This window comes from Paenibacillus sp. F4 (assembly GCF_002894905.1).
Classification (GTDB): domain Bacteria; phylum Bacillota; class Bacilli; order Paenibacillales; family Paenibacillaceae; genus Paenibacillus; species Paenibacillus polymyxa_B.
The window spans coordinates 718,324-731,822 of record NZ_POVS01000009.1 but is presented as its reverse complement, the minus strand read 5'-3'; the positions used below and the strand labels follow the sequence as shown (position 1 = coordinate 731,822).

The following is a 13,499-nucleotide window of genomic DNA, read 5'->3' as shown; positions in this document are numbered from 1 at the left end:
ATGCGTATAGTTGAAAAAAGGAGATGAGTGGCGTTGACATTCGTTTTGTTCAAGCACGGCCGGTTGTATGGGGAGTGGGCTTCCAAAGGAGACTCCATCGTTGTACAGCATGGACGGATACAGGCCATCGGGTATGCTCGGGAGCTTGAATTACAGTTGTCCGGTAAGGAATATGAAACTGTGGATTGGGAAGACGCCTATGTACTGCCAGGCTTAACCGATTCACATATGCATTTGTCTATGCATGGTATGAAGCTGGCTATGCTGGATTTAACATCAGCTACCTCCAAGGAAGAGATGCTGGCTATGCTGCGCAAACGGGTCGCTGTAACACCGCCGGGAGAATGGATTTTAGGACTCAACTGGAATGAAAATGCGTTTATTCCTGTTGAAATACCGGATATAGCCGAGCTGGATGCCATTACAGATCAGCATCCGGTATATCTCACTCGTACGTGTTTTCATACGTTCTTGGCCAATTCAGAGGCATTTCGACGTGCGGGTATTAACGAGGACACCCCTGACCCGGCTTCGGGAGCCTATGGGCGAGATGCAGATGGACGGTTGAACGGATTGATTTATGAGGAAGCATCCTTTGCCTTTACTAGCGTGCAGCCAGAGCCGGATTATTCGGTTAAGAAGGATACGATTCGGCGGGCTTGTATGGATGCGCTAAGGCTTGGTTTGACTGCTGCGCACACAGAGGATTTACGTTTTTTGGGCAGCGTGGAGACGATGCAGCGAATTTACAGGGAGCTGAGGGAAGAAGGTCTTCCTTTTCGCACACACCAGCTCATCTATCATCCATTTTTGGAAGAAGTGAAAGTGCAAGGGCTGCGTGCAGGTACCGGAAATGAGTGGTTTAAAATCGGTGCGATAAAAATGTTTGCCGATGGCGCTATTGGTGGAAGAACGGCTTTATTATCCGAACCTTATAGTGATGCTCCACATACCTGTGGAATGGCGATCCAACCGCAGCCGGAGCTGAATCAGATGGTGGCTGCTGTCAGAGCCGCAGGCTATCCCGTGGCTGTGCATGCCATAGGAGATGGGGCGACGCACATGATTTTGACAGCGATGGAGGCCCATGCGCTCACGGAGGAAAGCGGTTTGCCAGATCGTCTGATCCACGGACAGGTGCTTAGGGGTGATTTGGTCAAGAGAATGGCGAAGCTGCCGCTGATCGCGGACATCCAGCCCCGTTTTGTCGCAAGTGACTTCCCTTGGGTACTGGATCGGGTGGGGAAAGAACGGACTGAATATTTATATGCCTGGAAAAAGCTACTGGAAGCAGGCATTCCATGTGCTGGAGGTAGTGACGCGCCGATTGAGCCGTTAAACCCTTTTCTTGGTATTCATGCGGCAGTGACTCGCGCCAAGCCGGAAGAAATGCATGAGGGCTATCTTCCCGCTGAAAAGCTGGATGTACATGAAGCCATTCGTTTGTTTACCACGGGAAGCGCAGTAGCAGCCGGCGAGGCTGATGAAAGAGGAACGATAGCTGAAGGGAAGGCCGCTGACTTTACAGTCATTGACCGTGATGTATCGGAAAGTTCGCAAGCTTTACTTGATGTTAAGGTACGAATGACAATTGTAAACGGGAAAGTTGCATATCGGTCATAGGCTGGGGATAAGTATTATGCCAAAAGCCTTCAACTTCACTTTTCATGTGAGGTTGAAGGCTTTGTATTTTATAAACCACGCTGTATAAATCGGTCTGCGTTTTTTACACTGGACCACAGATCAGAGCTTGCTCCGCCCGGATACCAGTAGGCGAAGCCAGCAAACCCAGCATCCTGTCCCAAGCGATACTTACGAGTGAAGGATCGTCCTTCCTCGAGCCACAGCTTATGAAGCTGCGTGTCTTTGTAAGACACGGTGTACTGCTGAATATCCTCATTCCAGATTGGTTTGGAGCCGGAACGAGATACTAGCTGGTTTTGCTGATCTAGTGAAATATCAGAGGAAGCGATTGACTTTCCGCTAGCGTTAAGCGTCCAGTTCCGTGTAAATAATGGCAACGCCAAGATCGCTTTCTCCGGGTAGGTGGTTTGTACAAAACGCCGCACGCTTTCCCGGAGCCATGGCAGTGAGGACACAGAGCCGGGGATCGAGCTACCTCCCCAATGCTCGTCATATCCCATCAGGATCAGATAGTCTGCCGCAGCGCCAAGCTGTTTATAATCAAACGCGGCAGTCCAGTCCGTTCCGTAATCAGGGGATACACAAATCGCCAGTACCGTATTCTGACTCTTCAACTTAGCTTTTAATTGTTGGACGAACAATGTTAAATTGGCGCGATCCTGACCATCTACATTTTCAAAATCAATGACAAGCCCGTTCAAACCGTATACAGATACGGCATTAGCAAGCTGAGTTATGGTTGTATTTCGTAGAACCTCACTGGACAGAATTTGGTGTGTCAGTGCCAAATTGGAACGGTTGCCTACCATCGCCCAGATATTTTTATGATGCTGTTTGGACCAGGCAAGCAGCGACGAATTGGTATAATCGCTGATAATACCTGTTTCATTTAGAAAAAACCAACGTGGTGACAGAGTGTTGATGTTGGATTGAAGCACCGTATTTTCAAACTGCTGAACGGTTTGATCATATTGCCAGCCTATTCGGATGGAAGAAGCGGTGGAAGCAGTTTGGTTAGCATGCTTTGTTGAATACGCTAGCAGTCGTTCCAGCAATACTGCTGTTTCTTCACGGGTCAGAGAGGATGCAGGACGAAAATAGTTACTTTCACCTTTCATAAAGCCGTAACGATTTACGTTGGTTACCGCATCAAGGGCCCAATCTGCAATTTCGCCAGTATCTGTGAAGGAGGAAGTAGCATCTCCTGATCGACCCGAAGAGCGGATGAGACGTGCGATCATCAAGGCCGCTTCTTGACGGGTTATAGGACTATTAGGTTGAAATGTCGCAGACGTTCCCCCCTGAACGATATTGAGTTGAGAAGCTGCTTCAATCCATCCATAGTACCACGTCTTTTTGGCAACATCTCGGTAGGAGGAAACGGCCGCTTGTACAGGCTCCAGACCGAGTGTACGGTCCAGTGCGGTAACCCATTCGGCTCTGGTAACAGCCTTTTTAGGAGAGAAGTAACCAGGTTGTGTACCGTTCAAAATTCCTTTAGCGTGCAGGGAAATAATAGACTGATAGGCATAGCTGTGTGCAATATCTTGGAACGTAGCACCGGATGCTGCTGCTGGAGCAGCTAAATATGATGTGGATGTGGTGAATATTGTGATGGCTGCAGTTGCTGATAGGGTGAGCCGGGTTAACCAACGTGATCGTTTGGAACTCATACCAAATAACCTTCTTTTTTATGATAGATTGTAGATTCATATATCGTTGCTCGACGAATAATACTATCAAAAAGAGGAAAGTTATTCATTGCTAAATTGCTGGAAAAACACCAGAAAACCCGCCACCTACGCGGCAACGGGTTTGATATTGGATAAACTATGCTTTTTTGGCATACATAATACCGATAGTCTGTGGACCACAATGACTGGAAATGACACAGCCTGCTGTCGTTAGCAGTACCTCTTGTGCGTTCGTTTCTTCTTTCAAACGAGCTTGCAGCATCAGCGCATCTTCCTCGGCCAAAGCGTGCACGACAATAATGATATCGTTATCCATCTGATCTCGTTGATTCAGTGCATTTTGCAGCATCTGATCCAAAGCTTTTTCACGTTTGCCGCGGACTTTGTAGGCAGGCGTCATTTTTCCGTCAATCACTTTGATCACCGGACGAATTTTGAGCAGACTGCCGATCAGGTTTTGCATGCCTGAACATCTTCCGCCTTTATACAGGTATTCAAGTGTATCAATGACAAATTCCGTGTCTATTAACGGCCTGGTTTTCGTCAATATGTCTACAATCTGCTCTATCGTATTTCTGTTGGCTGCCGCACGAGCAGCTTTCATCACAAGCAGGCCAAAGCCGCACGACAAATTCAAGGAATCAAAAACCGTAACGCGGCCTTCCGGAAATTCGGAGGCAGCGAGTAGCGCATTCTGGTACGTCGATGATAGCTCGGAAGACAGACTGATATATAAAATGTCGTCCCCTTGTTCTATGTAGGGCGCAAAGGCTTGAATAAAATCCGACGGAGAAGGTGCGGCGGTACGCGGTAAATGTCCCTCGCGGCTTACACGTTGAAATAATTGTTCCGGGTGAATGTTCACCCCATCCTGCAATGCCTCATCACCAAATACTGTATACAATGGCACAATGCTAATCTCGTACTGTTGACGCCAGTGAGCAGGAATATCACTGGTACTGTCGGCAAAAATTTTAATTTTGTTCATACATTGAATCCTCTCTGTGTGATGCAGAAAAATTATAAAGATTGCACGGAGGAAGGATAGATATCCGCTGTGCTATTTGGAACGGAAAGGCCGATGGCCAGAAGAGCAATAAAGCCTACAATAATAAGTGCATTAATGATTAAGCCTGTAATAGCAAAGGTTTTCTTACGGTTTTTTAACGCAATTCCAATGATACCGACCACAAGTCCGCTACAATTCAGCAACAGGCTGCCTAAAAAAATAAAAGGAAGCAGTACCGTTCCGGTTTGCTGCAGAGCAACTTCCGGGTTCATCGTTTGGTATTGGCCGAAATGAGCCAGCAGATTAATGACCATAATAGCTAGAATAATATATCCGATCAGGCTGACAAGCGACATAATAAAAGAAGCAATACCGGGACCGGAATGTTTGAGCTTGACCGGAGGCTGAAACACAGGAGCTTCTGAAAAAACAGGGTGCTCCTCAGACGCAGCAGGTTTTTGCAAATTAGGATCTTGGTAACTCATTTTTTCCACTCCTTGAACATAGTCCGAACAGGTACTAATTTTCCACAAAATAAACAAAAAAGCAAGCCATCCTACACATTACCCTTCAAAAGACAGGGTCTAATCATCCAATTCTGTATGCGGTCTGTTCACACACGCTGGCTGGTAAACTTCATACGGTTTCGATAAAATAAGAAGAACATTCGGCTAAAAGGATGAGATGAAAAGGAGTACACAAACATGCAAAGAAAATGGATATTTGTGGGATCTATAATGATGATGTTGGCGGTAGCCATTGGAGCGTTCGGGGCACATATTGTGAAAGCCCGGATCGACGCGGATGCTTTGGCCGTGTATGAAACAGGTGTGAAATATCATATGATTCACGCTGTCGGTTTGCTGATCATTGCGTTGGCTGCCGGACAGTGGGGTCCTTCCAACCGTTTAAGATGGGCAGCGCGTCTGTTATTGACGGGTATCATTTTGTTTTCTGGTAGCTTGTATGTGCTAAGTTTGACCGGAATCCGTGTGCTGGGGGCTATTACCCCTCTAGGAGGCGTGTGTTTTATTGCAGGATGGATATTGCTGGCATGGGCTGCCATGGGTCTTAAGAAAGAGGATTAGAGCTCTTTTCGGATAATGCAAAAAAAGAGAATGGACAAGAAAGACGTATGTTTTTCCTGACCGTTCTCTTTTTTCATGCTTCGTTTTTTTGTGAAGTATTTACATTTACGATGTGATTTCATCGATCTCATTCATTTTAAAGGAGTACACTTGCTTCTCATCTACATGATACACACTCAGCAGGCTATTATCATGATCCAGGTTGAGGATGCGGCAAGGAATGCTGCGCTGTCCGCCATAGCGGTTCACGATTAACCGTACAAGCGTATTATCATGTATATAGCGTTTGATCCATTCATACGTACTAAGGTCTTGTTGTGTTGCAGGCTTTGGCTGTACGTGGGATTGTTTGATCTCTTGAACGACTGGTGGCTTGTTCGTAATTGCGGCTGATTTCTTTTTAGAGAATTTTTCCGCGAGCGTAGCGGCTGCATCAGATGGGCTATTCACGGCTGACTGTTTTTTTAGGTACAGTGCAGCTTCAATTAAATTGCCAAGTTCGATACCGGATTGAATCCGGCTATCCGCAATTTGCTCATTTTGGCTCAAGAGATTAAGCAGGAACTGAAGGGCCTCAACGTTCGAACGGCCTTTAACTAATACATCTACATTAAATAAATAACTGGTTTCGTCTTGATTTGATTCCTTTTTCATACATCCTCCAGCCCAAGCCATGGGTAATTAGTCTTTTATAGTACCTATCAATATATCATTAAAACGTAATCTATCATAGTGCCTAAGGCCCTGTTGTTGGATATTAACAAAAATAAAATCTATATAAAGCCCTATGCGTAAAATTTTCTCAGATAAGCAAAGCCAGAGCTACATATACAGAGAATAAAGGAGGGAGGGGGTGAAATCAAGTAATTTAAATTTTAAATATATTACAATGGGAAAATATAACGAAGCAGTCTCATCCATCCAGAAGAAAAGTAAAATCCCCCTTAATGAAAGGGGGACTTGGCCTATCAAAAACATGATAAATTATAGTAAGCGCAATTAAAGCAAATTTTAATTTCGATTAAAAGGGGATTCGTTGTGATTGAATAAGGTAGTCATGTTCGAATGCCCAACTCACAAGACCACTCCAGAAATCTTCACAGGCTGAAATGATCGTCGCTGGTTCAGCTAAATCTCCAGACATGACCAGCTTAACGATATGATCAAATCCTTCTGGACGACTCGGCAGTTCCAGGGCCTCCGGTAGAACCATTGAACCCGTTGAGAAAAGCTTCTGATTATGCAACCCAACTAACATAGCCCCATATTGGGCAAACTGCATTACCAAGTACGGCAAGTAGGTATGAGGGCCATTTACACGGACATTTCTAAGCTTTCCTATAAACTCGTACATTTCACCTACAAGCACTTCGTTGATGGCATACCTGAAATCTTCCTTTGTTGGGGATTCGGCCGCTTCCTTTAATATAGAAAAAAAGCCTTTAGGATCATACAGACGAAGTGGGGAAAAGAAGGGTCCATGTGTCAACGGCCAATCGCCCTCAACAGTAGAGGCAATTTTAAGAAGAATGTCTGAACTACAGACGTTCACCTCAGCTTTCCAGGGGCCCGCCGACCATTCATGGCTAAATTCTACAGGGCCGTTTGATTCACTCAGTACACAAAACATTTCAATGTCCGAGAAAGGGCCGTCAGTACCTTTTGCAACAGATCCATAGACCCCTATAGCCAGAATCTTGTCTCTGTATACTTCATGTAACCTCGCAGCTATTTCGTGGCAAGTCTGAAGTCTCTCACTTCGAGAAATGTTGACAGGTCCATTCATGTTCATTAGTGATCCCCCTCTGTTCCCTACGGTCTAAGGTGACTTGTCCAATTTACGGATTCGTCATTCAGCGCGGGTTTAATTTCACTTGTGAGCCCTTGCCGCCCGTCTGGATTCCAGTTTCCTTCACCCCGGCTTCCTTCAGATCGACCAGTAGCCGCTCTAGTACCGCCTTGGCGACAGATGCTTCTTTTGCTCCAGACGCTTTAACGACCAACTGCACCGGTTTTCCGGAACGCAGATGTTTGTCTGCCTGACGCAGCTTCGTGTCGTAATCATGCTCCTCAATATGAGCAGTGAAGCGAAGCTCCTTGACCTTTTCTTTGCCGCTGTTTCTTGCGACTCGGCCGACATTTTTGTTTGCTGCGGTTTCTTTTTGCGCCAGCGCTTTTCCTTTGCCCTTTGCGACCAAGCTACAGGGCGGTGGACTGCTCATGAGTGAGGTACAGACCAGGTCCACCCCTTGGGATCGGGCCATAGCCAAGGCTTCTGACTTGGAGACAACGCCGAGCTTCTCTCCCGCGAGTCCAGTGAGTACCACTTCATCAGCTTTAATTTGCTCGTTGATTAATACTGCCACGTAAATGTAGCCTCCCTTAAACAATGATAAAGCTATCATATACGGAACCTATTTGTGATTCAATTTTAGATTTATCCGTATTGACAAAAGTCACTAACCCCTATAATCTTTTACTGATAATGATTATCATTTTCCGATGCAATATACATACAGGGGTGATTGAGAGAAATGAAAAAGATGTTGAATAGCCTATTATTATTTGTAGTTTTTACTATTGTATTGGCGGGCTGCGGTGCAGCTGGGGATAGCTCGAAGACGGAAGGTACTGCAGGGTCTGAGCAGACATCCACAACGGCTGGTCCGGTTACGGTTAAGGACGACCACGGGGAAGTCAAACTGGACAAGCCAGCGGAACGTGTCGTGGTACTCGAATGGACGTTTACCGAGGACCTCATTGCACTTGGCGTACAGCCGGTCGGCAATGCAGACAATGAAAACTACAAGCTGTGGGTAACACCGGAGGCGAAGCTGGCTGATACCGTAACTGATATCGGCACACGGGGCGAACCGAATCTAGAAGCGATTGCGGCGCTCAAGCCGGATCTTATTATCTCTAACGCCGATAACAATGCAGCGATCTATGCGCAGCTTAAAGGAATTGCACCAACGATAGAATTCGATCCTTACAAGGGGAACGGCTATGATTACGACCGTATGGTTGAAATCTTCAAGCAAGTGGCTGTAGCTACCGGTAAAACGGAACAGGCTGATAAGGTCCTAAGCGAACTTGACCAGCACTACGTAGATGCAAAGGCTACATTGGAGAAGGCGGGTAAAGCAGACTTTCACTATGCGCTGACACAGGCCTTTACAGCTCAAAATGCTGCCAGTCTGCGAATGTTCAAAGAAAATTCGGTTGTAGTGGGAACGCTTGCGAAAATCGGCATGGTGAACGACTGGAAGTCGGACAAGACCGAGAAATACGGGTTTAGCACCGTTGGCATTGAAGCTCTTCCAGCTGTACAGGACAGCAATTTTATCTATATTACACAAAAGACGGACGATGTATTTGGAGCCGCGATGAAGAACAACTCGGTATGGAACGGACTGAATTTCGTTAAAGAAAAACGGACCTATCCGCTGGACGGTACAACATGGACATTCGGCGGTCCTATCTCATCCAAAGTACTGGTTGATCAGGTAGTCGGAGCTCTGACGAAATGACCCGAGCAGGCACAACGGGTTTATCGAAGACTTGGCGTGTAGGAAGCATCTTTGGGGGCGGATTGATCGTCCTCATCGTGCTTTTTTTTGTAAGCTTGTGTTATGGAGAGGCTTCAATCCCGCTGCATACAGTAATTGAGGCGTTGACTCAGCGTCAGAATACGCTTGATCATAACATGGTGTGGGATCTCCGAATGCCGCGTACGGTCATCGGAATCCTGGCTGGTGGTGCGTTGGCCATCGCCGGTGCTCTGCTCCAGGCCATCACCAAAAATCCGCTGGCGGCTTCTGATACACTAGGAATTAACGCTGGTGCCTACTTTGTGGTCGTCCTTGGCGCGGTGATGTTTCCCGGATTGCTGCACCAGGCGCCGTTTCTATTTGCCGCTGTCGGCGGCCTGCTTGCAGCGGTACTCGCTTACTTCATGGGCGGGGGACGAGCTGGAAGTCCAATTCGGTTGGCGCTTGCCGGCTTGATTGTATCCATGGTTCTCGGTTCGTTTACCGGAGCTTTGCATATCTTTTATTCATTTGAAACGCAGGGATTGTTTCTCTGGGGTTCTGGCTCGCTTGTGCAAAACGACTGGAGCGGGACAACTTACGCCTGGCCCTGGGTCGTAGGACTCTCGGTCATTGCCGTTCTGCTGTCAAGGCAGTTTGATGTCCTGGATCTGGATGAGTCCACATCCACGTCACTCGGACAAAAGGTTAGCTTGACCCGGGCGGTGGGAATTGTATTGGCTGTCCTGCTGTCGACCATTACAGTCAGCGTCATTGGACCTATTGGTTTTGTGGGTTTGGTAGCTCCGCATTTGGTGCGCTTAAGCGGTCTAAAAATGCATCGTTGGGTGCTGCCCGGTTCCTTCCTGTGGGGGGCATTGCTGTTGACGGGCGCTGACGTGCTGGCGAAAATGGTCCACCAATCAAGCATGGACCTGCCGACCGGAGCAATGATGGCCTTGATTGGGGCTCCTTGGTTAATTTGGTTGATTCTGTGGAAGATGAAGCTGCCTTCTGGTATTAGTGGACAGTCTTCAATGAACATAGGTGTGCGCTCTCGGAAATTACCGTATGGCAGGCTCGTTATGTTGCTTGGGTGCGGTGCCGTGCTGTTGACCGTATTCAGCCTGATGTTTGGAGGAATGCGAATTCCGGTCAGCGATTTGTTGTCCGGCCTGTTCGGCGGTGAGAACGCAAATTCGGCCTTGCTGCAGTTTAGAATTCCGCGCACGCTGGTGGCAGCCGGGGCTGGTATCGCGCTTGCGGTCAGCGGTGTCTTGATCCAATTAGCTGTTCGTAATCCCTTAGCGGATGCCTCGATCATCGGTGTTTCTTCAGGGGCTGGTTTCGGCGCGCTTGCAGTAATTATCGTTTGGCCGGGGCTGCCTATTTATGCGCTGCCCATCGCGGCGATTGCCGGAGCGACAGTGTCGGCGGCAGTAATCTTCTTTTTATCATGGAACAAGCACCTAAACCCGTCTGTGGTCATCCTACTTGGGATTGCCGTATCAGCAATCGGAGCAGCCGGCATTCAGGTACTGATTATCCAAGGCTCGCTTTGGGGCAGTACAGGCTATATTTGGCTGACGGGTAGTACCTACGCTCGAAACTGGGGGCAGGTAATGACGATTCTGGCCTTTCTGCTCGTGTTGTTGCCAATAGCCTGGTGGCTAGCTCGCCGCTTCGATCTTTTGGTATTTGACGATAGCAGCGCCATGGGCCTGGGACTTCCGGTGCGTCGCACCCGGCTGCTGGCGATGGCAGTGGGTGTGCTGCTGGCGGGCGGAGCGGTAGCCTGTGTAGGTACAATTGGCTTCATCGGGCTGATTGCTCCGCATATCGTGCGTACGTTGATTGGGCACCATGTACGCCGCTCCATTGTTCTGTCGAGCATCTTGGGAGCAGTAATGCTGGTGCTGGCTGATACGATTGGCCGGACAGTGCTTGCGCCGACCGAAATTCCTTCCGGATTGCTGATCGCACTGATTGGTGCACCGTATTTCCTGTACTTGATGTATCGCTCCAATAAGAGTAAGTCAGTGTAGTTGAATATGTACTTAAACAGGCTGTTTCCCAGCGGATTTTCCGTGGGGAAGCAGCCTTTATTATTTATTTTTCAACGTAATCATTGGACTTTATATTTACAAATCTAATAAAATAGATATAATGTTTTATATGGAACCGTCATTGATTTATAAAGCATTGTCAAACGAAACTCGTCGTCTAATTATGTTGTGGTTAAAAAAACCAGAAGAGTTTTTTGATGAACAAGCTTATCTAAAACAAGGGCTTAATTTTCAAATTGGTGTATGTGTGGGAGATATTCAGGCTAAAGCAGGACTTGCGCAGTCTGTGATTTCAAGTTATTTATTAACGATGCAAAAATCCGGTTTGTTAGAGTCTGAGCGTATTGGGAAGTGGACGTACTATCGTCGGAATGAAAAAACAATCCGGGAATTTGCCGAGTACGTTCAAAAGGAACTATAAACAGAAAGGAGGTTTTTTTTCACATTACATATCTACAAATCTGTATATATAATTAAATTGGAGGCTTATACTTAAAATGAAAAAGGTTAACCAGTTACTTATTATCATTCTGGCTTTAGGCGTATTCAGCATTATTACAACGGAGATGGGGATTATAGGTGTTCTCCCCCAAGTAACTCAAAAATTCAATGTATCAGCTGCCCAGGCTGGTTGGCTCGTCAGTATTTTTTCTTTAGTTGTTGCCATTTCAGGTCCGTTCTTGACCTTACTCGTTTCCGGCATGAATCGTAAAGTCATTCTATTAACCGCTGTATTCAGTTTTGTCATCTCCAATATAGTCTATGCCTATACCACTCATTTTGAGGTCATGCTCATTTTTCGTGTTCTTCCTGCTATTTTTCATCCTGTCTTTTTTTCGGTCGCCCTCGTGACTGCATCTCATCTTGTCCCCCGTGAAAAGAGTAGTAAAGCGGTCACAAAGGTTTTCGCTGGAATTACAGTAGGATTTGCGTTTGGCGTGCCTTTGACTTCCTATCTTGCTGAAAAGATATCGTTAGAAGCTGCTTTCTTATTTGGTGCTGTCGTAAGCATGATTGCATTTGTAGGAATACTCGTATGGCTTCCTTCCCTGCCCGTTCAGGAAAAGATGTCTTATGGCAAACAGCTTGGTATATTACGTAAACCTCAATTGTGGTTCAACATTGTGACTGTTATTTTTATCTTTGCAGCTATGTTTTCGGTGTATAGCTACTTTGCCGAATATCTTGGAGAAGTAACTCTTATGAACGGGTCATGGATCAGTATGATGTTGATGGTCTTTGGAATCGTCATGATTTTTGGAAACTTTTTATTTGGAGGATTATTACATAAAAATCTGACCAAGACCGTCATCATGTTCCCATTGCTATATATGGTCATTTACGTATTCACTTATGCTCTGGGGGCTTCTTTCCTACCGATGATTGTGGTTGTGCTCATTTGGGGGGCCGTGCATTCCGGGGGGCTTATTATTAGTCAAACATGGTTAACCACTGAAGCGAAAGAAGCTCCAGAGTTTGGTAATAGCCTGTTTGTCTCATTTTCTAATCTAGGTATTACGATGGGAGCTGCTATAGGCGGGTGGTTTATCTCTCACTTGGGAATACACCAGCTCATCTGGAGCGGAATGATGTTTGCACTGCTAGCGTTTTTATCTATGATTATAAAAATAAAATTGTTCAATTCGAATGCAACGGAAGCCAGCGTGCGTTAAAATATGGAGAGATATTAGAAGAATACTCTAGAAGAAGATGACCATAAAATGATGCATGGGGTGATGTTGATTGCATTTCGTATGGACTTCGATCTTAATGACATTCGTAATCGTTATCGGGATCTTAGCGTTGCTCATCTGGGGAGTGATATCCTTAATTAAGCGTTTTCGCTAATCGCAATGAAGGAGTAGCCATCTCTATGTATTGAATTTATATTATCTAACTGGGAGGAATAGATGAATATTCGAATGTATCACGATCTGGAGGCTCAATTGGAAGAAGCGATTTGGGCTCTTGGAGAGGAAGCGGCTCATATACTCCCATTAGATAGCAACTTAGCTGAGGAAAAAGCACAGAAGGCCTGGGATCTAATACCTGAACCTAAGCATACATGGGGCATTACAGGTGTAACCTTGCATCAATACGTTCAAATTCTCAATTATAACGGGCATACTCAGCGGTCAGTAGAGCTTTTAAATGAGGAGATTTTAGACTTGGAAGGTGCAGGGTACCGGATTATACATGCTGAACCTTATATCCAGATGGCGGAAACACTTCTTCATCAGAGCAAGCCTGTATTAGCTCATGAATATCTCAAGAAGGCATACTCGATTGGGAGTGCAAGAGCATTTCGGGACCAGCCCAAGCTTTATCTCAAAATGGCGAAAAGTAAAGCTCTGGATGAACAGGATATACTACTTCAATTTGCGGCGTTAGATGTGAATGCCAAACTTCTAAGCGATTTAAAGGATAATTAATAACCAATGTAATGACCTCATACAGTCTGAGATAAA

The 13,499-nt window shown here is 46.1% G+C and carries 13 protein-coding genes; 7 read left to right on the top strand and 6 right to left on the bottom strand.

Going from position 1 to position 13,499, the window contains the following annotated elements; translation table 11 throughout:
* Window positions 1-33: 33 nt before the first annotated feature.
* Window positions 34-1,623: an amidohydrolase gene (locus C1T21_RS10500; RefSeq protein ID WP_103048186.1), complete on the top strand. Its 1,590-nt coding sequence runs from the start codon at window positions 34-36 to the stop codon at window positions 1,621-1,623.
* 68 nt (window positions 1,624-1,691) lie between these two features.
* On the opposite strand, the gene C1T21_RS10495 is transcribed toward C1T21_RS10500, so the two are convergent.
* From C1T21_RS10495 to C1T21_RS10485, 3 genes are all read right to left on the bottom strand, one after another.
* Complete coding sequence (locus C1T21_RS10495) at window positions 1,692-3,317, bottom strand: S-layer homology domain-containing protein (protein WP_103048185.1); 1,626 nt, start codon at window positions 3,315-3,317, stop codon at window positions 1,692-1,694.
* Between the two features lie 157 nt (window positions 3,318-3,474).
* Window positions 3,475-4,326, bottom strand: a complete 852-nt coding sequence (locus C1T21_RS10490) for a DegV family protein (protein WP_103048184.1) — start codon at window positions 4,324-4,326, stop codon at window positions 3,475-3,477.
* 32 nt (window positions 4,327-4,358) lie between these two features.
* Window positions 4,359-4,832: a hypothetical protein gene (locus C1T21_RS10485; protein ID WP_071640102.1), complete on the bottom strand. Its 474-nt coding sequence runs from the start codon at window positions 4,830-4,832 to the stop codon at window positions 4,359-4,361.
* Window positions 4,833-5,051: 219 nt separating this feature from the next.
* On the opposite strand from C1T21_RS10485, the gene C1T21_RS10480 reads away from it, so the two are divergent.
* Complete coding sequence (locus C1T21_RS10480; protein WP_025723972.1) at window positions 5,052-5,435, top strand: DUF423 domain-containing protein; 384 nt, start codon at window positions 5,052-5,054, stop codon at window positions 5,433-5,435.
* 105 nt (window positions 5,436-5,540) lie between these two features.
* Here C1T21_RS10480 and C1T21_RS10475 read toward each other — a convergent pair whose 3' ends face one another.
* The 3 genes from C1T21_RS10475 to infC form a co-directional block, all read right to left on the bottom strand.
* Window positions 5,541-6,089, bottom strand: coding sequence for a hypothetical protein (locus tag C1T21_RS10475; RefSeq protein ID WP_103048183.1), 549 nt, complete (start codon window positions 6,087-6,089; stop codon window positions 5,541-5,543).
* A 367-nt stretch (window positions 6,090-6,456) separates the two neighbouring features.
* Entirely contained in the window at window positions 6,457-7,227 is a 771-nt protein-coding gene (locus C1T21_RS10470) for an ANT(4')-I family aminoglycoside nucleotidyltransferase (protein WP_103048182.1), read from the bottom strand.
* Window positions 7,228-7,288: 61 nt separating this feature from the next.
* A complete protein-coding gene (gene infC, locus C1T21_RS10465; protein ID WP_103048181.1) occupies window positions 7,289-7,801 on the bottom strand; it encodes a translation initiation factor IF-3 in 513 nt (170 codons plus the stop codon).
* Between the two features lie 168 nt (window positions 7,802-7,969).
* Here infC and C1T21_RS10460 point away from each other — a divergent pair, with 168 nt between their 5' ends.
* The 5 genes from C1T21_RS10460 to C1T21_RS10440 all read left to right on the top strand — a co-directional run bounded on the left by C1T21_RS10460 (window position 7,970) and on the right by C1T21_RS10440 (window position 13,463).
* Window positions 7,970-8,965, top strand: coding sequence for an ABC transporter substrate-binding protein (locus C1T21_RS10460; protein WP_023987856.1), 996 nt, complete (start codon window positions 7,970-7,972; stop codon window positions 8,963-8,965).
* Window positions 8,962-11,010, top strand: coding sequence for an iron ABC transporter permease (locus tag C1T21_RS10455; RefSeq protein ID WP_103048180.1), 2,049 nt, complete (start codon window positions 8,962-8,964; stop codon window positions 11,008-11,010). Before C1T21_RS10460 ends, C1T21_RS10455 begins: the two co-directional genes overlap by 4 nt.
* A 130-nt stretch (window positions 11,011-11,140) precedes the next feature.
* Window positions 11,141-11,452, top strand: coding sequence for an ArsR/SmtB family transcription factor (locus tag C1T21_RS10450; RefSeq protein WP_023987858.1), 312 nt, complete (start codon window positions 11,141-11,143; stop codon window positions 11,450-11,452).
* A gap of 76 nt (window positions 11,453-11,528) precedes the next feature.
* Entirely contained in the window at window positions 11,529-12,704 is a 1,176-nt protein-coding gene (locus tag C1T21_RS10445) for an MFS transporter (protein WP_103048179.1), read from the top strand.
* Between the two features lie 237 nt (window positions 12,705-12,941).
* Entirely contained in the window at window positions 12,942-13,463 is a 522-nt protein-coding gene (locus C1T21_RS10440; protein WP_103048178.1) for a hypothetical protein, read from the top strand.
* Window positions 13,464-13,499 lie beyond the last annotated feature (36 nt).

What these genes read in the sequence shown, in the direction of transcription:
- C1T21_RS10495 (WP_103048185.1), bottom strand. Translation starts at nt 3,317, where the DNA reads ATGAGTTCCAAACGATCACGTTGGTTAACCCGGCTCACCCTATCAGCA.
- C1T21_RS10490 (WP_103048184.1), bottom strand. Translation starts at nt 4,326, where the DNA reads ATGAACAAAATTAAAATTTTTGCCGACAGTACCAGTGATATTCCTGCT.
- C1T21_RS10485 (WP_071640102.1), bottom strand. Translation starts at nt 4,832, where the DNA reads ATGAGTTACCAAGATCCTAATTTGCAAAAACCTGCTGCGTCTGAGGAG.
- C1T21_RS10480 (WP_025723972.1), top strand. Translation starts at nt 5,052, where the DNA reads ATGCAAAGAAAATGGATATTTGTGGGATCTATAATGATGATGTTGGCG.
- C1T21_RS10475 (WP_103048183.1), bottom strand. Translation starts at nt 6,089, where the DNA reads ATGAAAAAGGAATCAAATCAAGACGAAACCAGTTATTTATTTAATGTA.
- C1T21_RS10470 (WP_103048182.1), bottom strand. Translation starts at nt 7,227, where the DNA reads ATGAACATGAATGGACCTGTCAACATTTCTCGAAGTGAGAGACTTCAG.
- C1T21_RS10460 (WP_023987856.1), top strand. Translation starts at nt 7,970, where the DNA reads ATGAAAAAGATGTTGAATAGCCTATTATTATTTGTAGTTTTTACTATT.
- C1T21_RS10455 (WP_103048180.1), top strand. Translation starts at nt 8,962, where the DNA reads ATGACCCGAGCAGGCACAACGGGTTTATCGAAGACTTGGCGTGTAGGA.
- C1T21_RS10450 (WP_023987858.1), top strand. Translation starts at nt 11,141, where the DNA reads ATGGAACCGTCATTGATTTATAAAGCATTGTCAAACGAAACTCGTCGT.
- C1T21_RS10445 (WP_103048179.1), top strand. Translation starts at nt 11,529, where the DNA reads ATGAAAAAGGTTAACCAGTTACTTATTATCATTCTGGCTTTAGGCGTA.
- C1T21_RS10440 (WP_103048178.1), top strand. Translation starts at nt 12,942, where the DNA reads ATGAATATTCGAATGTATCACGATCTGGAGGCTCAATTGGAAGAAGCG.